Genomic DNA, 19,146 nt, shown 5'->3' on the forward strand with positions numbered 1-19,146 from the left:
TCAGTGGTAAAAAGCTGGCCATTCGCTCGGCCGACTGACTCTCACGTCGCAGAACGTCGGTGAAAACCTCGGCGATACTTCGGCGACGTCGAATGTGTGGCCCGCCTCAGCTCCGGCGGGTGACCAGCAGCGCGCCGGCCCACGCACCCACCAGTCCGACTCGCGCGGGGGTCGCCGCGTCGCTGTCGGGCAGTTGGTCGGCGGTGTCGTTACCCGAGGTCGTCGTTTCGTTCCCGGAGGTAGCGGTCTCGTTCTCCGACGTGGCGGTCTCGTTGCCCTCGGAAGTCGTCGTCTCGTTACCGGAAGCAGCCGTCTCGTTGCCAGCCGCGGTGTCGTTCCCCTGCTGTATCTGAATCGACTCCTCGGTGAGTTCGACGGTCGCGGCCTCGTCGCTCTCGCCGATGACCTGTGCCTCGGTCACGTCCGCCGTACCGTTGTGGAAGGTCACCGAGCCGTTCTCGAACTGCTGGGGCGTGGTGAACTGGTACGCACCGTCAGCGCGGACGCTGACGTTGGTGTAACCCTGTTCGGGGCCCCACTCCTCGTACCCCGTCGAGGAGTACGGCAGGGTCATGGTGAACTCGCCGTCCGAGCCGGTCTCGGCCTGCTGGCTGTAGGTGAACCCGCTCTCTTGCCCGGGCGCGGACAACTGGACCCGCGCAGTGACCGTGGTGTTGGCCGGGCCGGTGCCCTCCACGGTCGCGCCGGGCACGCGCTCGAACGTCTTCACCCACGAGGGCGAGGTCCGGAACATGGCGTTGGGGTTCTGGACGCCCGCCTGCTGGAGCAGTTGTAGCTCGGTCTGGAGGACCTGGGCGTAACTGGACGAGTTCGCGCCCGAGGCCTCGCTCTGCTTGACGACCCGGTAGTGCTCCATCGCGGGAATCGTCTCGCTGGGGAGCGCCCCGATGCCGCCGATCTGGGCGCTGGTGTCGTTCCTGACGTACTGGCGCGCCTGCTCCATCGTCTGGAACTGCTTGACGAGGGTCTCGTTCTGGCCGGTGGGCGTCCTGAGGAACACGTCCGGGTTCGCGCCCTGCAAGCGGTCGGTGTCGACGACGACGGGGCTGGGCTCGACCCGGCTCCCGTGATAGAGGTAGAGCCGTGCCATCTGGCTCTCGTAGTAACGTTGCTCCTTCAGTTGTAACAGCTCCTGGGAGCCGCCGTTCTGGGCCTGCTGGAGGACTCGCGTGTAGTAGTCGTACCGCGAGGAGTTGTCGTCGAACACCGTCGGGGCACCGAACTTGTCGGTCGGATTGACCATCCGGTGGTCCACCATCACGTACCGGGTGTCCTCGCCCTCGTCGCCGAGCGAGTCGACGATTTGGTTGGCCCGCTGCTCGCTGGGCGCGAGCAGGTACTGGGCGGCGGTGGTCGCGCCCTCCTGGAACGGGTTGGCGTTCGGGATGCGCTCGCCCTCGACGGTGATCCAGTGGCCGTAGTCCCACCACGACATCACGCCGTACGTGCCCTCGGGGTAGTCGTAATCGCCGTCGTTCGCGCCGTAGGTGCCGTAGTAGTCGAGTTGGTCGGCGTTGCCGGCTCCGCCGTAATCGCCTTCCTCGGGCGTCTGGTTGGCCATCCAGTCGAGCGAGCCGTCCCACTGGGTGATTCCGGTCGGACTGCGCTGCCCGGCCTCGATTGCGGTGTCGGTCCTGTCGAACGAGGCGACGCCCGTGGAGCCGACGCTCGCGGGCGCGACGAGGACGGGCGTCACCAGCAGGACGACGAAGACTATCGTGAGAACCTGATACCCCTCGACGTCGGCCAACCCGTCGCGGACCGAGAAGTCGGTGAGGTTCGCCACCGAGAGGATGCGCCGGACGAGGTAGGCGTTCAGCACCGCGACCGGGACGACGAGGTAGTAGTTGAACCGGTTCTGTGTGAACGCCGCCGCGGTGATGAACGCGGCCCACACCAGCACGAGCAGGTACTCCGCGCGGTGGTCGTCGGTGCGGTAGGTCCGCCAGACCAGCCACGCGGCCGCGAGGACGGCCGTGAACAGCATCAGCCCGTACTCCCGGAGTATCACGTCGTACCACTCGATGCCGTACTGGGGCTGGACGCCCCCGGGGCGGTTCGCGAGCAGCGGCTGAGCCTCGCCGATGGTCCGGGTCTGGGCGTTCGCGCCGAACCCGACGACGCGGAGGACGTTGTTCTGGATGGTGCCGAACAGGCCGGGGAGCGCGACGTAGATGACCCCGACGATGGCGACCAGGATGCCGCCGACCGCCGCGGGGTACAGCGGCGTCGAGAGGTCGCGCTCGTCCCACGCGCGAGCGAGCCACGCCATGAAGACGCAGCCCGCCGCCACCGCGAACGCCAGCAGCGGCTGGAGCAGCGAGAACTGGGTCGGGCTGAACGCCAGCGACCCGAGCGGGACCAGCAGCAACAGCCCCGCCACGGTCATGCTGACCGCGCCCACGAGCGCGAGGTGGTCGGGGCTGACGCCCCGGACGTAGTCGGCGGTCAGCTTCAGCGCGAAGAACACGCCGAAGATGCCCACTATCAGGACGCCCGGCGGCCACGTCCAGAGGTAGAACGCGGTCGCGATGCCCGCGAGCGCGCTGTACGCGACCGGCCGCCGGAGGGCGGCGACGTCCCGGTCGGCCAACAGCTCGTAGACGGGTTTCTCGCGCTCGGCGACGGTCAGCGCGACCATCATCGCCAGCACCGCCAGCGACTGGAACAGCGGCTCGGCGACGTTGTGGTCGGCCGCCCCGACGAGGCTCCGGCCGAGGAAGGTGCCGGGGAACAGCGCGAGCACGACGGCCGCGAACACCCCGCCGATTCGGCCGCCGAGGCGCTTGCCGATCAGGTAGGTCGGGACGACCAGCAGCGCGCCGAACACCGGCGGCGCGACCAGCAGGGTCTTGGCGACCAGTTGGCTGGAGGGGTCACCGAGACCCACGACGAGGGCCGCGGTGGCGACCAACTGGTCGAACAGCGTGCCGAACTGCCCCACGCTCGTCCCGAACGGGAAGTAGGTCCACGGGTCGAACGGCATCGTGGCCGGCCAGTTCTGCACGGTGTACTCCACCTGTCGGAAGTGATACCAGGGGTCGTTGCCGGAGAAGAACACTTCGCCGTCCCTGACGAAGTTCCCGTACGACTGGAGTCGAACCCACAGCATGAACGCCATAGCGGCGGCGAGGGCGGGGACGTGATACCAGTCCTCCAGGGCGTCGAGGACCGACTCGGAGGTGTCGGTCGAGTCCTCGACCTGCTCGGTCTGCTGACTCATTAGCTTGAGGGAGTGGGAAAACGCGCATAAGCCTTGTGCATTCGCTCGTCGGCACCGGAATCCGGCCTCCGTCCGGCGGTCCGGTTAACTCTCGGAGCGGTCGCTCTCGGCCGTCGAGGTCCGGGAAAACACTCGCCGGTAGACCGGTCCCAGCACGTTCCCGGCGGTCAGCCGGAAGTGTGCGCTCGTGACCGCGAGGGCCGCGAAGTAGACCGCGGCCCCGAACCCGATGACGGCGACGACCGGAATCCAGTGGTCGAGCGCCACGGCGTCTCTGGCCCGCGAGACGACGAGGAACATCGCGAGACCGCTCGCGGCCTGTGCCGCTATCGGCTTCGGGAAGACGACGCCGTCGAACACCTCCAGACAGAGGTACTGGTAGCCGAAGAACATCACGACCTCCGCGAGCAGGGTCGCACCGATGACGCCGAGCAGTCCGTACTGGTAGCCCAGCGCGACCGCCAGCGGGACGTGGAGCGCCAGCCCGAGGACGCTTATCCGGAACGTGAGTTCGGGGCGGTCGGTCCCGTTGATTGCGGATTCGAGCGGAATCTCGTAGACGTAGACCACGTGGAACAGCGCGATGCCGACCAGCGCCGGCCCGCCAGCGCCGAACTCCGAGCCGAAGAAGGTCCGCATCAGCACGTCCGGGAGCGCGAGCGCGCCGAAGAACATCGGGATGGCCAGCAGTCCGGCGTACGACATGGCGTTGGCCACGTCGTCGCGGACGTCCTCGCCCAGCGACGACCGGCCGCTGACCTTGACCTGCAACGGGTTGCTGATGCTGGCGGTCAACTGCTGGGCGGGCGTGACCAGTCGGAGCGCGGTCTCGTAGAACCCGACGGCGGAACTCCCGGCGAACAGCGAGATGAGGATGGGGTCCATCCGCTTGTAGAGGTCGTTGACCACCGACATGGGGACGCTCCACCGGGCGAACTTCCCGGTGTAGTCGAACGTCTCCCGGGACGGAATCGCGGGCTTGACCCCGGTGACGACGAGGGCCACGGCGGCCGAGACGAAGCTCGCCAGCGCCAGGCCGAGCAGGACGCCGAACTCCTCCATCCCGACCATCAGCAGCGCGACCTGGAAGAGGAGGGTGACGACGCTCCGCCCGGTGTCGAGCCAGAACGACCGGCCGGGGAAGCCGATGCCCGCGTAGAAGCGGTTGAGTATCTGGAACGAGCCGACCGTGCTGAACACGAGCACGATGCCCAGCACGTCGTCGGCCGAGATGTCCCGAATCGGGAGCATGGGCGACGCGACCACGAAGATCGCGGCGACCACGCCCACGTAGAGGGCGTGGGCCGCGAGCCCGAGCCCGAGGTACTCGGCCGGGTCGACGTCGACCTCGCTGACCCGCTTTTTGATGGCCTTGCCGAGTCCGGCCGAGACCCGGACCAGTACCATCGCTATCGCCAGCGCGGTGTAGTAGCGCCCGACGCCGGCGGTCCCGAGCACGCGCGCGAAAATCATCACGCCGACGAAACCGAACGCCGACATGGTGAACTTCGCGGCGGCCGAAATCAGCGCCTCCCTGCCGATGTCGAGGTCGGCCGTGCTCATCGCTCAGAGGTATCCCAGCGCTTCGAGGTCGTCGTGGGGGAGTTCCTCTTTGGTCACGGGGCGGGCGGCCCCCTCCTCGAACTCGGCTTTGGCCGCCACCAGTTCGTCGTCCTCGGCGGGGTCGCCGTCGAGGGTCACCACGCCGTCGTCGGTCGCGACGTGGTCGCGGTTCATCGCGGCGTGGTTGCCGTTCGAGGCCGCGAACGCCGTCTCCCGGTCGAACGAGCCGTGGTTGTACTCCCGGCCGAGCAACAGCGTCGGCACGTCGACGAGGCTGAGGACCTCGCTGTCGGTCGGCACGTTCCGGGTCGCCAGCGGCAGGCGGAGCAGTTCGGGACACATCGTGGCGTGGTGGCCCCACTCGCCGTACTCGCCGAGGAGTTCGCCGTGGTCCGCGACGAACAGCACGCGCGTCTCGTCGGGAATCTCGTCCCAGAGCCGCCCGAGCCGGTCGTCGAGTTCCGCGACCTCGCCCCGGTAGAGTTCGCGGGCGAGTTCGGCGTCGCGCTCGCTCGCCCGACCGTTCAGCACCCGGCGAGTTATCTGCTGGGCCTCGCCCCGCGAGACCGGGCCGTCCTCGGGGTTGTACGGGTGGTGTGGCTCCATGAAGTGGAGCCAGCCGAACCACTCCTCGCGGTCGTCGGTCGCGTCGAGGAACTCCGCGACCACGTCGGCGGCGGGCCGGTACTCCCGGTCGACCGACGAGACCCGGCGCTGGACGCCCTGTACCACGTTCCACGCGCGGGAGGCGATGCCGAACAGCGTACTCTGTGGGGTCATGCGCTCGGCGACCTTGTCCTTCAGCCCCTTGCTCTCCCGACCGGGTTCCGTGAACCGGTCGAACCCGAGGTCGTAGCCGTACCGCTCCGAGAGGAATCGGTTGGTGGAGATGCCGTGCTTGTACGGCGAGTCGAGTTCGACCGCGAGGTTCGAGTCGGCGTCGACGCCCACGTCGCCGGGGTAGATGCCGCCGATGATGGACTGGAAGCACGACGGCGTGGCGGTGTTGGTCGCGAACGCCGCCGGGTGGGAGTCCCCGAGGAACTCGCGGGTGGCGGGCATGTGCCGGTAGTGGTCGTATCGGAGCGAGTCGACCGTCACGAGGAGGGTGGTGTCAGTCATTGGAATCACTTGTACCCAAGCGCGCTTAAGCGCTGTTCGACGTCGTCGTCGCTCACCTCGACGCTCTCGGACTCGACGGAGGGCTCGTACTCGCCGGTGTCGGTCGCCGAGAGTTCGACCCACGGGACGGTTTTGAGGACCGGAATCGGAACGTGGCGATAGTGGCCGTACAGCCCCCACTCGCCGAACGCCTCGCCGTGGTCGCTGGAGACGACGAGCCGGTCGGCGTCGAGGTTGTCCAACAGCAGGTCGACCTCGCCCAGCACCCACCGCAGCGTCTCCAGATACGCGGCCCACGCGTCGGCCCGCGAGAGCTGTCCCGTCTGGAGCAGGTCCCAGACCGCCGCGTCCTCGTCGTCGTCGAGCAGTCGGGCCGCCTCGGGTGCGAACTCCGCCAGCGAGGGATAGGGCGCGTGAGGTTGCATGTAGTGGACGATGAGCCGGTCGAAGTCGCGTTCGCGCGCGACCGTGATGGCGCGGTCGGTCACGGGCCGAGGCGGGTTGTTCCGGACCTCCTCGTCCCACTCGTAGGTCCACACCTCGTCGAGCAGGCCGAAGGCTTCGGGCGGCGCGGGGAACTCGTCGCCGAACCGCCGGGTGTGGGGGTTGGCGGTCACGTACGCGGTCCGGGCCATCTCCTCGCGGTACTCGTCGGTGAAGTTGTCGTGCATCCACTCCCACGAGGTCGACCCGAGCGAGGTGAACGACGGGACCGCCCCGGGCAGGAACTCGTACTCGTCGCCGACGGATTCGAGCGCGTCGACCCGACAGGTGTCCAGCAGGACGAGCACGTCCCAGTCGCGGTCGTAGATGGGCGTGCCCCCGTCGTCGAGTCCGAGCGTGTGACAGAACCGGCGTGCGGCCCCGCCCCAGAAGTCGAACGCGGCCGAGCGAGCGCCCTTTCGGAGGCCGTAAGTGTCTATCTTTCGCTTCGAATCCTGAACCCAGTCTTCGAACGTCATTTGTAGCCGAGAGCTTCGAGCCGGTCAGACACCTCGTCGTCCGCGAGCATGGTGTCGTCCGGTTCGAGTTGCGGTTCGTACGTGCCCGCATCTGTCGCCGACGTCGTTACCCATGGCACTCGTTTAAGAACGGGGGCAGGCGCGTGGTGGGGATGGGCGTACAGGCCCCACTCGCCGAACGCCTCGCCGTGATCAGCTGTGATGGCGACAGTGTCGGCGTCAACGTTCTCCAGTATGGGTTCTACTCCTTCGTCTAGGACCCACCGGAGGTTGTCCTTATACGCGTCCCATACTTCATCTCTGCTGATGACGTTGTGACGGAGTCGCTCCCAGAGTCGCCAGTCACGGTCTCGACGGTGAGGAGCGTCGTCTTCGTCGCCGGTATGAGTGGAATCGAACCACTCCGGGTACTTCTCGTAAAGCGTTCGATACGGCGTATGTGGTTGCATGAAGTGGACTATCAGCCTGTCGGGGTCGTGGTCTCGGTGAACGGCGATAGCTCGGTCCGCCATCGCATCTGGCGGTGTGGTGTCGTACTCATCGTCCCATCCGTACCGCCAGACCTCGTCACAGAGTGCGAACAGGTCGGGGTCGAACGTGGCGTCGGGGAACGCATCCTCCGGTTCGAGGCCGTCAGAGAACAGATTCGCGGTTACGTACGCCGTCTCGTTAATTTCCGAAAGGTGGTCCGAGGCGTACTCACGGGTGAAGTTCTTCGCTAACCACTCGGGGGACGCGGACCCGAGTGAGTTCATTGTGGGGACTGACGGAGGAAGAAATTCATAGTCGGCGGCAACCTCTTCGAGTACGTCGGGACGACAGGTGTCCAACACTAACAGAACCTTCCAGTCACGCTCCCAAATGGACGTCCCGTAGTTCCACTCACGTCCAATACGTGACAAAATTCCCGTCCAGAACGCCTTGGCTGCCTCGGCACCGCCGGTTCGGACCCCGTAGTCGTCGATTCGATCTTTCGATTCTGTGAGCCAATCTTGGAAAGTCATGCTTTACACGTATCCTAAGTTCCGAAGTTTATCTTCTACCTCGTCGTCATCAACTCGAACTGACGCCGCATCGAGTTCAGGTTCGTATTCGCCCGTATCCGTGGCTGTCGTTTCGGCCCACGGTACGCGTTTCAAGACGGGTATCGGTGCAGTGCTGGTGTGCCCGTAATACCACCATTCGCCAAATGCCTCACCGTGATCGCTCGTAATTACGACGTTGTCGGCGTCCATGTTCCGCAGCAGTTCCTCGACCGAATCGAGGACCCAACGAAGATTGTCGCGGTACGCCGCCCACAGTTCGGCCCTCGAGATGCGGTTCGTTCGTAGGCGCTCCCAGATAACCATCTCGGGACGCTGTTCCGGATTGTCGAGTCCAACATCGAGGCTAAACCAGTCCGGATGATCCTGGACGAGTGATCGATACGGGGAGTGAGGCTGCATGAAGTGGACGATAAGATGCTCGGGGTCGTGGGTTCGGTGAACGTCTATCGCACGGTCAGTGACGTTCTCGGGTGGAACCGTCCCGAAGTCCGGATTCCAGCCGTATTTCCAAACTTCGTCGAGCAGGTACAGTTCCTCGAATTCCGGCACGTCCCGGGTGTGCGGGTTCGCGCTGACGTACGCGGTGTCGGCGAGTTCCGGTCCGGCCGCCGACTCGGGGTCGAACGTCTTGTCTATCCACTCGGGCGAGCGCGACCCCACCGAGTTCAGCACGTCGGCCTCGGGGTCGTAGTCGGCCAGAAAGTCGTAGTCGTCGGCGACCTCCGCGAGCACGTCGGGCCGGCAGGTGTCCAACACGAGCAACACGTCCCAGTCGCGCTCGTAGACGTGGGTGCCGTAGTTGTAGACGTGCCGACCCAACACGCCGAGCCCGCCCTGCCAGAGCTCCTGTACCGCGCCGTAGACGCCCGTCGTTAGCCCGTCGCGCTCGAACCGGTCCCTGGCGTTCTCGGCCCAGTCTTCGAGGCTCATCGCTTCGTCACATCCCTATTCGACTCGGGGCGGGTCTTCTTCGTGTCGGTTCTGTTCTCCGTGTCGGTATCCCCGTGGGGTGCGATCTTCGCGTCGGCGACCGCCTCCTCGACGACCTCGCGCATCCCCTCGCGGAAGTTGGCCGCGTCGAACCGCTCGGCGAACGCCGCGATGTCGTCGGCCGACCACTCGACGCCCTCGCGCTCGAACCGTTCGACCGACTCGCGGATGCTGGCGGCGTCGGGGTCGTGGACCAGCCCGTTCTCGCCGTCGCGAATCTGGTACTTGGTGTACCCCTCGTTCACGCCGAGGACGGGCGTCCCGCTGGCGAACGCCTCGACCGGGATGATGCCGAAGTCCTCGTTCATCGCGTTGAACAGCACCGCCTTGGCCTCGCCGAGCCGCCGGACCTTCTCGTCCTCGGACATGTAGCCGACGAACTCCACGTTGTCCGGGGCCAGCGATTCGAGCGCTTCGCGCTCCTCGCCCGCGCCGCCCACGACCAGTTTGGCGTCGAGGCCGGCGAACGCCCGCACGATGGCGTCGATGCGCTTCTCGGGGATGAGCCGCGAGTAGGTCAGGTAGTAGTCGGCCGTCCCGCGCGGTTCGTACTGCTCGACGTCGACCGGGGGATAGACGACCGCTATCTTCTCCTCGGGGATGCCCCAGTAGCGCCGAAGCCGCCGGGCGACGAGTTCGCTGTTGGCGACGAACCGGTCGGGGAACTTGGTGTTGGGGAGAAACAGCGTCCGGGCGACGAACGAGTAGAGCCGGGAGGGCAGCGAGTCCGCCCGCTGCTGGAACAGGTCGTAGGGGACTCGCGGCGTGCTGTGGGTGTAGTGGACCACGACCTGCTCGTCTTCCGGGACGTACCAGCTCAGCTCGTTCTTCGAGAGGACCACCACGTCGTAGTCGGTGAGTTCGGGGATTCGCTGGGCGCTCCACGCGTAGTAGAGGTCCCGCAGGAATATCGACCGCTTCACGAACGAGAGCGGGGAGTCCTCGAACAGGCTCCGGGCCTCGACGTCGTCGGAGACGTGGTCGTCGTCGCCGAACCCGTAGTACAGCGGCGCGTCGAACGTCCGGGCGAGTTCGTCCGACAACGCCTCGGCACCGCCGCGTTCGAGGTAGTTCCCGTGCGCGATAGCGATAGATTCGTCTTCCATGCTGTTCGGTCGACTGATGGTTTTCCTGACGGCGGTTTAATCCTGTTCATTCGAAGGCTTCCGCTACCCGTGGCCGGTCGGTCGTCGACGCCCCACGCACTCGCTCAGTCGAACGCCTCGCGCAGTTCCTCGTCGACCTCCCACGTCCCGTCGCCCTCGCCGCGCAGGAGCGCGGCCGCACCCGAGAGGAGCGACACCTGCGAGTCGAAGACGGCGTAGAATGCCTGTAGCGGGCCGAGGAGGTCGCGCTGGCCCAGCCAAACGAACCCCGCCAGCGCGACCGGGACCGCGAGTCCGACCGGTCCGGCGACCGACACCGCCGCCGCCGTGACCGCAACCACGCCGAGCGCGACCAGCCACGGCGAGACCACCATGAACCACCAGTTGAACGGCAGGACGAGCCGACCGTAGTTGCCGTACTTGCCGAGCGCGTCCCGATGCTGGACGAGCAGCCGAATCAGCCCCATCCCACGGCGGTCCTTCTGGAGGCGGCGCTTGCCGAACTCGGAGTGGGAGGCCTCGCTGTACCGGATTTCGGGGTCGAAGACGACGCGGTCGCCGCCCCGGCGAATCTTGAGCGCGAGTTCGGTGTCGTCGGCCAGCGAGTTGGGGTCGACCGGCGCGGTCGGGTGGACGCCTTCGATGGCGTCGTTGTCGAACGCCGAGAACGGGCCGTGGAAGATGAGCGTCGAGTCGAGGTGGGATTCGAGCGTCTGGACGTGAGCCTGCACGCCCCGGTAGTTGGCCTCGACCTCGCTCCCGCCCAGCACGTCGGCGTTCTGGCCGGTGACGGCCGCCACGTCGGGGTCGGCGAGGTTGGCGGCCGCCTGCCGGAGCGCGTCGTCGGCGACGTACGAGTCGCAGTCGGTCTTGACGACCATCTCGTTTTCGGCGGCCGCGTAGGCGTCGTTGAGCGCGGGCGCGAGTCCCCGGCGTTCGGTCTCCCGAATCAGGTTCAGGGCGGGCGCTTCGCGGTCGGCGAAGTACTCCTCGATGAGTTCGGGCGTCTCGTCGTCGCTGGAGTCGACGACGACGAGTTCGACCTTCCCCATGGGGTAGTCGAGTTCGAGCAGGTCGTCGAGTTTCCCCTCGACGATGCCCGACTCGTTGTAGGTCGGGAGGACGATGCTGACCGTGGGCTCGGCCTCGCGCTTGTCGGCGGGCGACCCGTCCGGTCGAACCACCGCGTAGAGAGCGAGAAACGCGAGATAGGGCAGCGCCGTGAGCGCGACCAACGCCCCGGCAGCGACCACGAGAGCGTTCATACGTCGGGGTATGGAAGCGTGGTATAACACGCTGTTGGTCGTCGTTCGCCCGGTCGAACGCCGAGACCTGCCGTGAAACGTCGCTTGGAAAGCCTTTTGCGCTCGTGGTGACCACTCCCCTCCAATGGCCGACCGCGAGGACGTGTGCGTACTCATCCCCACGCTCGACGAGGCCGAGACCATCGGCGACGTGATAGACGGCTTCACGAGTCGCGGCTACGGGAACGTGCTGGTCGTGGACGGCGACTCCACCGATGGGACCCAAGAAATCGCCCGCGACCACGGCGCGCGCGTCCTCGAACAGTCCGGGTCGGGCAAGGGCCAAGCCGTCCGGGAAGCGCTCGACCACGTCGACAGCGAGTACGTCCTGATGCTCGACGGCGACGGCACCTACCGGCCCGAGGACGCCGACGCGATGCTCGAACCGCTGGTCGACGGCAGGTACGACCACGTCATCGGCGACCGCTTCGCCGACATGGAGGCGGGCGCGATGAGCCGGTTCAACAAGTTCGGCAACGCGATGTTCAACTGGGTGTTCCGCCACGTCCACGGCGAGAACTTCGAGGACATCCTGAGCGGCTACCGGGCGTTCACCCGCGAGTCCGTCGAGAAGTTCTATCTGGACGCCGACGGCTTCGGCGTCGAAACCGAACTGGCGGTCGAGTGCGCCAAGCACGGCGTCCCGACCACGGTGGTCCCCATCCGCTACGAGGCCCGGCCGAACGGCTCGGACACCAACCTGCATCCGATTCGGGACGGCGGCGTCATCCTCCTCACGCTGTATCAGTTGGCGAAGACGAGCAACCCCCTGTTCTACTTCGGGAGCGTGGGCGTCCTCAGCGGCGTGTTCGGCGTGGGCGTCGCGGCCTACGTCGCCTACGAGTGGTTCGTGAAAGTCCCCCGCGAGAGCCACGAGGTGCTTGCGGTGGTGGCGGCGTTCGCCATCCTGTTCGGCGTCCAACTCCTGATGTTCGGGGTGCTGTCGGACCTCATCGTGACCCTCCACCGCGAGCAGATGCGGCGGCTCGAGTGAGGGGTTTGGTTCCGTGTGGGATAGTTCGGTTTCACGACTGAGCGTGCGCTTTCGGTTCACGAGTCGGCGTACGCTTCCGGTTCACGAGTCGGCGTACGCCTTCGATTCACGGCTCGTCGCGCGTTTTCGGTTTTCACGACTCGGCGTGCGCTGGCGCGACCCGCAAGTGGTCGCGCCATCTCGCGCGAGGGAGGCGAGCGCGTTCAGGCGCTCGCCGAGGCTGGGGAGGGGTGAGGCCCGCCGTCGCGGTGCGGGGCGGTTCTCATCGGTCGAGGAAGTAGCTCGCTTCGCGCTACCGTTCACCGTCTTGCGTACCCGAATCCAATCGTCCGAACGTCGTCGTTTCGCGTACTCGAGTCCAGCCGCGTCGAGAACAGTCGCGTCCGAAACCCGATTCAGAGCGGCAACGCGGCCCGGACGCGCTCGATGACCCCCGGCGTCCGGGAGCGCCGGTACTGCTCGAAGACGGGGTGAAGCGCGTTCAGGAACTCCTGTTCGTCCTCGAAGCGGTCGCGGTCGGCGTCCGCGACCGCCTCCGAGAGCGCCACCGCGTGGCCCTTGGCGTCGTACTTGATGCGCGGGTCCGAGAGCCGGCGGGCGACCTCGTCGCCGGTCGCCGGAAACGAGAGGTCCGCGTCGTCGAGTTCGGCCGCCACCTCGGCGATTCCGAACTCGATGACCTCGGGTCCGTCGTCGTCGTTCGTCGGTGGTGGCCTCACGCCCATGGGAACCGATACTCACTCCCGGAATGAAAAACTCACTGCTCGGAAATCCAAGGCGAGACGGCTCCGACGTGAGATTTCGGTGAGGTTCTTCGGCGCACGCCGAAACGCGAGCGAACGCAGTCGAGAACCACGCCCGGAAAGCCCCCGCCCGCTCGCGGTCGCTCTGGCGGATATTCGGCGCTCTCCGCACAGCCCGCGCCGAATAGGGCCGCCAGAGGCGACTGAACTGCACGCGAGCGGGCGGCCCCTTTCAGTCCACCCGGACCGAGGCAGGGTCACCAAGCGCATCCCCGTGGTCGGTGTCACCGGGCGCGAGCATCACACCGCCCCAGCCTCCTCGCTCACTTCGTTCGCTCGTCCCTCGCGCGCTTGTGCGCGCTCACGAGGGAGCGCGCCGTGGGAGACAAGCTTCCACGAGCCTCGTCTCACTCCGTTCGACGAGACGCCAGCGCGCGCCGCCGACGAAAGTATCCCTGCGTCCGCTCGCCGGATTCCTCACGAGAGCGACAGCCGCGAACGAACCCAAGGAGCGTCGAATCCCGCGTGGTCGAACCCCCCGCCGGGCGGCGGAACGGTGGCTTTCTTAACTGTCCCGCACGTACGTTGCGGTATGACAGACGTACGCGTCGCTGGGGTCGGCCTCACGCACTTCGGCGAACACCCCGAGCGCACGGGCCGCGACCTCTTCGCGGCGGCGAGCCAGCGCGCGCTCGCCGACGCCGGCGTCCCCCGCGCCGACATCGAGCAGTTGAACTACGGCAACTTCATGGGCGCGCTGAGCGAGCATCAGGGCCACCAGGGCCCGCTGATGGCCGAGGCGGCGGGCGTCGACGCGCCCGCGACCCGCTACGAGAGCGCGTGCGCCTCCTCGGGCGTGGCGGTCCGCGAGGCCGTCAAGGACGTCCGGAACGGCGAACTCGACGTCGCGCTGGTCGGCGGGGCCGAGCGCATGAACAACCTCGGGACCGCCGGGTCGACCGAGGCGCTGGCCATCGCGGCCGACGACCTCTACGAGGTCCGGGCGGGCATGACGTTCCCGGCGGCCTACGCGCTGATGGCCCGGGCGTACTTCGAGCGCTACGGCGGGACGCGCGAGGAGTTGGCCGAAATCGCGGTCAAGAACCACGACAACGCCCTCGACAACGAACACGCCCAGTACCAGTCGGCCATCACCGTCGCGGACGCGCTCGACGCGCCGACCATCGCCGAACCGCTCGGCCTGTTCGACGCCTGCCCCATCACCGACGGCGCGAGCGCGGCGGTGCTGGTCAGCGACGAGTACGCCGAGGCAAACGACCTCGACGCCCCGGTCGCGGTGACCGGCACGGGACAGGGCGGCGACAGGATGGCGCTCCAGGACCGCGAATACCTCGCGCGCACCCCCGCCGCCGAGCGCGCCGCCGAGGAAGCCTACGCCGACGCGGGTATCGGCCCGCAGGACGTCGCGGTCGCGGAGGTCCACGACTGTTTCACCATCGCGGAGGTGCTGGCGCTCGAAGCGCTCGACTTCTACGCGCCCGGCGAGGCGGTCGGCGCGGCCGCGCGCGGCGAGACCACCCGCGGGGGCGACCGCCCGGTCAACCTCTCGGGCGGCCTGAAGGCCAAGGGCCACCCGGTCGGCGCGACCGGCGCGAGCCAGCTCGCCGAGTTGACCCGCCTGCTCCGGGGCGACCACCCCAACAGCGACGCGGTCGACGGCGAACTCGGGGTCGCCCACAACGCGGGCGGGACGGTCGCCAGCACCACGGTCCACGTGCTGGAGGTGGTCGCGTGAGCGAAACGGACGCCGCGCGGACCGACGACGGCCGCGTCCGCGACGAGGGGTACGACGACTTCCTCGACGCGCTCGACTCGGACGAGGGCTACTACCTCGAATGCCCGGCGGGCCACGGCTGGCTCCCGCCCCGGCGGGTCTGCCCGGAGTGTGGCGCGACCGACCTCGAAGAGACCGCCCTGCCCGAGTACGGCGAGGTCGAGACGTTCACCACGGTCCACGTCGCCGCGCCCTCGTTCGCCGACGACGCGCCGTACGTCACGGCGGTCGCCGACTTCGAGGGCGTGCGACTGACCGGCGTGGTCCGAGGGGTCGACCCCGAGGACGTCGCGGTGGGAACCGAGGTCTCGGCCGACGTGGGCGAGACCGAGACCGCTGGCGAGCGCGTGCTGGTCCTGCGGGCGGAATAATTCTGTCTCGGCTCGGACTCCATGTTCGTCGGCGTTCTGACTCCCGAATCCGACCGTTCCGGTCGATTCCTCGACGCTCTAACCTACCCCGTCTCGACCGTCGAAGATGCGGCGGTCGGCGCGCGAGTAACGCGCGCGCGACACAACCTGCGTGACCGAAGGGAACGAACGAGGAGGCCGGGGAGGACGAGGGTGCGGGTGCTCGTCGGTCGAGGGAGTCGCTAGGTTCACACCGCCCTCCTCGACGGTCTCAGCTAGCTCCCTCCGATATCGAGGAGCGACCGCACGCCACCGCCAGCGCCAGCGCGCGCCGCCCCGGAGAATCAAATCGGCGTACGTCCTGGCGGAAGGTCGGGTCCGCCCACGGTGCGGTAAAAACCGACGGACCCCAAGACTCGACCCTGATTTCCGACGTCACTCGGCCGGCGACGCGCTCGCGTCCATCTCCTCGTGGGCCTCGGCTTGCTCGTCCGCCGTGAGTTCGTCCAGCAGCACGTCGAGGAACGGGCCGGGATGCTCGGCGTGTGGCAGCAGTTTCGCGTCGTCGAACACCACCAGCTTGGTGTCGGCGCGCTCGGCGAGTTCCTCGCCGTCTTCGAGCGGCGAGACGGTCGCGTCGCGACCCCAGACGATGGTGACCGGGACGTCGATTCGGGACAGTTCCGCGCCGAGGTCCACGTCGGGGTCGAGATAGCCCGAGACGAACGACGCGGGCGCGAACCGCGCGCCGGGCTGGTGGGCGGTCTGCCACTGGTAGTCGACGTCGCGCTCGGTGTACGACGCCTCCGAGGCGTACCCCTCGCGGTCGTCGAAGAAGTGGAGCGAGGGCTTGCTGGTCAGCAGGTTGAACAGGGTCTGGCCCGCCAGCGGCGACCGGAACAGCGACCGGAGCCACGGCCGGTGCGGGCCGGTGTCTGCGGTGGGCGCGATCAGCACCAACCGCGAGAAGACGTGGGCCTGCTGTTGGGCCAGCGTGGCGTACGCGCCCGACAGCGAGGTGGCCACGCACGCCGCGTCGTCGGTCAGGTCCTCCGCGAAGTCCGCGACGAACGCGGTGTAGAGGGGTGCCGAGTAGGTCAGCGGCGGCCGGTCCGACCGACCGAACCCCGGCAGGTCCGGCGCGACGACGTGGTGGGTCTGGGCCAACTGGTCGAACATCTGGTCGAACTCCTTGTTCGACGCGGCGGCGTGCACGCCGTGGAGCAAGACGACGTCCGGGTCGTCGGGGTCGCCGGCCTCGGTGTAGGCCACGTCGAACCCCCGCCAGCGGTAGGTCTCCTGTCGGCCGTCGAGCGCGGGCGAGAGGTCGGTCGCCTTCCACGCGAGCAGCCGGTTGCCCAGCGCCGCGCTCCCGATACTGCCGACGATTCCAGTCAGAGCGTTCCGGAGCTTCATGTTCGGATATTCGACGGCTACGAAGTTAGCCGTTGTGCCATTGTGGTGGGTTGCGGCGAGGTGCGCCGTGACGGAAGCCGCCGCCGCGATTCCTGTACCCCACGCTTATGTATCAGCCCCAGAAAAGGTCGCACATGGCCGAAACCGTTCTCTGCCCGGACTGCGGATGGACCGGAACCAATTCGGAACTCGACGAGAACGACGGCGTCCACGCCTGCCCCATCTGTGACACCGACATCGAGTTCGTGGACTGAGCCGACGACCCGGCGACCGGGGGAGAATCGGAGCGCAGTCGGCGGAATCGAGATGGAAGAAATCACTGTTTGAACCGAGGCGAACCGACTCCACTGTGCCACTTCGGCGCGCGCTGGCGCGGCCTCCGTGCCGCGCCAAAGCGTGCGAGGGAGGGGCGCTCTCGTGCGCCCCGAGGCTGGGGAGGCGTGAGGCTCCCGCTGTGCGGTGCGGGGCTGTGCGGCTGTGGTGCTGTCCCCTTGGCGGACTGAAAGGGCGAGGTGCGCTCGCGTTCATCGTGGTCGTCTCAGCGACCCCTCTCCGTCGCAACTACGTCCGTCGGAGATGTCGCTGAGCGACCGCGAGCGCGCCGAGGGCTTTCGAGGCTGTCGTCGTTGTTCGAGCGACGTTGGAGAACGCGTTGAGGGCTTTCGAGGCTGTCGTCGTTGTTCGAGCGTCGTTGGAGAGCGCGTCGAGGGCTTTCGAGGCTGTAGTCACAGCTTTCGTGTCACAAAGCGGGCCGAGGGCGTTCGCAGAAACCGGAGCCCTCGAACCCACGTACTTGATGCCCCGCTTGTTCGAACAGTACGCCGTCCGCGAACCCCCATCACTAAGACCCCCGACGCCAATCCGACCCAGTGTGAAACTCCAGAACTCCTTCATCGCCGCGAGCGGGGTGGGCGAGAAGACCGAGCGCAAGCTCTGGCGACAGGGAGTCACCCACTGGGACGACTTCGAGGACGGCCTTCTGGGCCCCAAGACTACCGAGAACGTCCGGGCGTTCGTGACCGCCGCGCGCGAGCGCCTCGACGCCGGCGACGCCGCGTTCTTCGGCGACCGACTCCCGAGCGGGAGCCTCTGGCGGGCCTACGACAACTTCGCCGACGACGCCTGCTTTTTCGACATCGAGACCACCGGCCTCGACAGCGCGCGCCACGAGGTGACCACGGTCAGTCTCCATCGCGGCGGGGACACCCGGACGTACGTGCAGGGCGAGGACCTGACCTGCGAGGCGCTCCGCGAGGAATTCGCCGAGTCGAGCATGCTGGTGTCGTTCAACGGCAAGCGGTTCGACCAGCCGTTCCTGGAGGACTGTTTCGCGCTCGACGTGGAGACGCCCCATCTCGACCTGCTGTATCTCTGCAAGCAAGTCGGCCTCTCGGGCGGCCTGAAGGCGATCGAGGGCGAGGTGGGCATCGACCGCGACGACGAGGACGTGGACGGCCGCGAGGCGGTCCGGCTCTGGCACCGCTACGACCGCCGCGAGGACGACGCCGCGCTGGAGCGGCTGGTGCGGTACAACCGCGAGGACGCACGGAACCTCGAACGTCTGCTCGACCACGTCCACGAGAGACTGCACGCGGACGTGTTCGAGCCCCACGCCGCCGACGCCTGACAACTTCGCGCCACGCTCGACGTTCTCCTGCGACGCCTACGCGTACGCCCCTCGGAGGTAGCCGAGGACGTCGCCGACGATGTCCTCGTCGTACGTCCAGAACCCGCCGAACTCGTTCGGTTCACACTCCTCGGCGAGAAGCGCGCAGTCGCGGTCGTCGGGCGAGTCGAAGCCGACGAACCACGACCGACGTATCTCCTCGTCCTCGCTGGCGTGGACCGTCAGCCACGGCACGTCGGGCGGACTCCAGTCGGGGACGCCGTACGCGTGGACCGAGACGCCCCGGTCGGCGACCCGTCCGTAGAGGTCCCACTGGTCGCGGAACAGCGACAGCTTCTGGAACCCGGAGTGGAGTTCGCCGCCGCCGGCGCGCCACGCGCGTTCCTCTATCTCGCGGGAGGCCAGTATCATGCGTCGCTTGCCGTAGGACGTGAACGTCGTGTTACCGACGTGCTTGAGGACCTCGGGCGTGGGAACTTCCGCGAGGTCGGTCGCGTCGAGCAGCCCCGCTTCGAAGCTGACGGCCCGCCGGAGCGCCTCCAGGTCGGCGGCCGCGAGAAACTCCCCGTCGTCGTGGAGGACCGCGAAGTCGTCGGGACCGTCCGGGGCGTTACTCTCCTCGACGCTCACCCGCTGGACGATGAAGTGATTCTCGACCGCCCGGACCGCTTCCGGGTCGGACGCGTCGTATATCGTCAGCGTTCGCTCCTCCCCGGTTACGTCTTCGATGATGGACGAGAGCGTCATCTGTGCCTTCCGGGAGGCTAACGACCGAACCGTCTTAAAGGTGATACGCAGGGCCGGAATTTCCGGAATCGTGCGACGGCCGAAACGGCTTTCGTCCAGTCCATTTTTAGCGGTCGTACTGTGGGAGTAGAGCGTTC

Annotated in this window: 15 protein-coding genes; 4 read left to right on the forward strand and 11 right to left on the reverse strand. The window is 67.4% G+C overall.

Features of this window, described 5'->3' with window-relative positions; genetic code table 11:
- Positions 1-106 precede the first annotated feature (106 nt).
- The 8 genes from EPL03_RS05810 to EPL03_RS05845 all read right to left on the reverse strand — a co-directional run bounded on the left by EPL03_RS05810 (position 107) and on the right by EPL03_RS05845 (position 11,298).
- A complete protein-coding gene (locus EPL03_RS05810; protein ID WP_135828371.1) occupies positions 107-3,244 on the reverse strand; it encodes an oligosaccharyl transferase, archaeosortase A system-associated in 3,138 nt (1,045 codons plus the stop codon).
- Between the two features lie 84 nt (positions 3,245-3,328).
- Entirely contained in the window at positions 3,329-4,807 is a 1,479-nt protein-coding gene (locus tag EPL03_RS05815; protein WP_135828372.1) for a lipopolysaccharide biosynthesis protein, read from the reverse strand.
- A gap of 3 nt (positions 4,808-4,810) precedes the next feature.
- A complete protein-coding gene (locus tag EPL03_RS05820; RefSeq protein ID WP_135828373.1) occupies positions 4,811-5,929 on the reverse strand; it encodes a sulfatase-like hydrolase/transferase in 1,119 nt (372 codons plus the stop codon).
- 5 nt (positions 5,930-5,934) lie between these two features.
- Positions 5,935-6,891: an alkaline phosphatase family protein gene (locus EPL03_RS05825; RefSeq protein WP_135828374.1), complete on the reverse strand. Its 957-nt coding sequence runs from the start codon at positions 6,889-6,891 to the stop codon at positions 5,935-5,937.
- Positions 6,888-7,895, reverse strand: a complete 1,008-nt coding sequence (locus tag EPL03_RS05830) for a sulfatase-like hydrolase/transferase (RefSeq protein ID WP_135828375.1) — start codon at positions 7,893-7,895, stop codon at positions 6,888-6,890. Before EPL03_RS05830 ends, EPL03_RS05825 begins: the two co-directional genes overlap by 4 nt.
- A gap of 3 nt (positions 7,896-7,898) precedes the next feature.
- Complete coding sequence (locus EPL03_RS05835) at positions 7,899-8,867, reverse strand: sulfatase-like hydrolase/transferase (protein WP_135828376.1); 969 nt, start codon at positions 8,865-8,867, stop codon at positions 7,899-7,901.
- On the reverse strand, positions 8,864-10,033 hold the full coding sequence (locus tag EPL03_RS05840) for a glycosyltransferase (protein WP_135828377.1): 1,170 nt from the start codon (positions 10,031-10,033) through the stop codon (positions 8,864-8,866). The genes EPL03_RS05835 and EPL03_RS05840 overlap by 4 nt, the downstream gene beginning before the upstream one ends.
- Positions 10,034-10,137: 104 nt before the next feature.
- A complete protein-coding gene (locus EPL03_RS05845; RefSeq protein WP_135828378.1) occupies positions 10,138-11,298 on the reverse strand; it encodes a glycosyltransferase in 1,161 nt (386 codons plus the stop codon).
- 124 nt (positions 11,299-11,422) lie between these two features.
- Here EPL03_RS05845 and aglJ point away from each other — a divergent pair, with 124 nt between their 5' ends.
- Positions 11,423-12,331, forward strand: coding sequence for an S-layer glycoprotein N-glycosyltransferase AglJ (gene aglJ, locus EPL03_RS05850; RefSeq protein ID WP_135828379.1), 909 nt, complete (start codon positions 11,423-11,425; stop codon positions 12,329-12,331).
- A gap of 395 nt (positions 12,332-12,726) precedes the next feature.
- Here aglJ and EPL03_RS05855 read toward each other — a convergent pair whose 3' ends face one another.
- Entirely contained in the window at positions 12,727-13,056 is a 330-nt protein-coding gene (locus EPL03_RS05855; protein ID WP_135828380.1) for a DUF5789 family protein, read from the reverse strand.
- A 610-nt stretch (positions 13,057-13,666) separates the two neighbouring features.
- Between EPL03_RS05855 and EPL03_RS05860 the strand changes: the two genes are divergently transcribed.
- Positions 13,667-14,830 carry a thiolase C-terminal domain-containing protein gene (locus EPL03_RS05860; RefSeq protein ID WP_135828381.1) on the forward strand — a complete coding sequence of 388 codons (1,164 nt, stop codon included), beginning with the start codon at positions 13,667-13,669 and terminating at the stop codon, positions 14,828-14,830.
- Positions 14,827-15,240: a Zn-ribbon domain-containing OB-fold protein gene (locus EPL03_RS05865; protein WP_135828382.1), complete on the forward strand. Its 414-nt coding sequence runs from the start codon at positions 14,827-14,829 to the stop codon at positions 15,238-15,240. Before EPL03_RS05860 ends, EPL03_RS05865 begins: the two co-directional genes overlap by 4 nt.
- Before the next feature lie 414 nt (positions 15,241-15,654).
- Here EPL03_RS05865 and EPL03_RS05870 read toward each other — a convergent pair whose 3' ends face one another.
- The gene (locus tag EPL03_RS05870; protein ID WP_135828383.1) at positions 15,655-16,635 is read right to left on the reverse strand and encodes an alpha/beta fold hydrolase; all 981 of its coding nucleotides are present in this window, start codon (positions 16,633-16,635) and stop codon (positions 15,655-15,657) included.
- Between the two features lie 871 nt (positions 16,636-17,506).
- On the opposite strand from EPL03_RS05870, the gene EPL03_RS05875 reads away from it, so the two are divergent.
- Positions 17,507-18,262, forward strand: a complete 756-nt coding sequence (locus EPL03_RS05875; protein WP_135828384.1) for a ribonuclease H-like domain-containing protein — start codon at positions 17,507-17,509, stop codon at positions 18,260-18,262.
- Positions 18,263-18,298: 36 nt separating this feature from the next.
- Here the strand turns inward: EPL03_RS05875 and EPL03_RS05880 are convergent, their stop codons facing one another.
- Positions 18,299-19,009 (reverse strand): DICT sensory domain-containing protein, encoded by a 711-nt coding sequence (locus EPL03_RS05880; protein ID WP_135828385.1) that lies wholly within the window; start codon positions 19,007-19,009, stop codon positions 18,299-18,301.
- Positions 19,010-19,146 lie beyond the last annotated feature (137 nt).

It is taken from the genome of Halorussus halobius, assembly GCF_004765805.1.
In the GTDB taxonomy this organism is placed as follows: Archaea; Halobacteriota; Halobacteria; order Halobacteriales; family Haladaptataceae; genus Halorussus; species Halorussus halobius.

Excerpts from the sequence above, each read along its gene's own strand:
- EPL03_RS05825 (WP_135828374.1), bottom strand. The coding sequence starts at position 6,891 with ATGACGTTCGAAGACTGGGTTCAGGATTCGAAGCGAAAGATAGACACT.
- EPL03_RS05815 (WP_135828372.1), bottom strand. The coding sequence starts at position 4,807 with ATGAGCACGGCCGACCTCGACATCGGCAGGGAGGCGCTGATTTCGGCC.
- EPL03_RS05845 (WP_135828378.1), bottom strand. The coding sequence starts at position 11,298 with ATGAACGCTCTCGTGGTCGCTGCCGGGGCGTTGGTCGCGCTCACGGCG.
- aglJ (WP_135828379.1), top strand. The coding sequence starts at position 11,423 with ATGGCCGACCGCGAGGACGTGTGCGTACTCATCCCCACGCTCGACGAG.
- EPL03_RS05855 (WP_135828380.1), bottom strand. The coding sequence starts at position 13,056 with ATGGGCGTGAGGCCACCACCGACGAACGACGACGACGGACCCGAGGTC.
- EPL03_RS05820 (WP_135828373.1), bottom strand. The coding sequence starts at position 5,929 with ATGACTGACACCACCCTCCTCGTGACGGTCGACTCGCTCCGATACGAC.
- EPL03_RS05810 (WP_135828371.1), bottom strand. The coding sequence starts at position 3,244 with ATGAGTCAGCAGACCGAGCAGGTCGAGGACTCGACCGACACCTCCGAG.
- EPL03_RS05830 (WP_135828375.1), bottom strand. The coding sequence starts at position 7,895 with ATGACTTTCCAAGATTGGCTCACAGAATCGAAAGATCGAATCGACGAC.
- EPL03_RS05880 (WP_135828385.1), bottom strand. The coding sequence starts at position 19,009 with ATGACGCTCTCGTCCATCATCGAAGACGTAACCGGGGAGGAGCGAACG.
- EPL03_RS05870 (WP_135828383.1), bottom strand. The coding sequence starts at position 16,635 with ATGAAGCTCCGGAACGCTCTGACTGGAATCGTCGGCAGTATCGGGAGC.
- EPL03_RS05840 (WP_135828377.1), bottom strand. The coding sequence starts at position 10,033 with ATGGAAGACGAATCTATCGCTATCGCGCACGGGAACTACCTCGAACGC.
- EPL03_RS05835 (WP_135828376.1), bottom strand. The coding sequence starts at position 8,867 with ATGAGCCTCGAAGACTGGGCCGAGAACGCCAGGGACCGGTTCGAGCGC.
- EPL03_RS05860 (WP_135828381.1), top strand. The coding sequence starts at position 13,667 with ATGACAGACGTACGCGTCGCTGGGGTCGGCCTCACGCACTTCGGCGAA.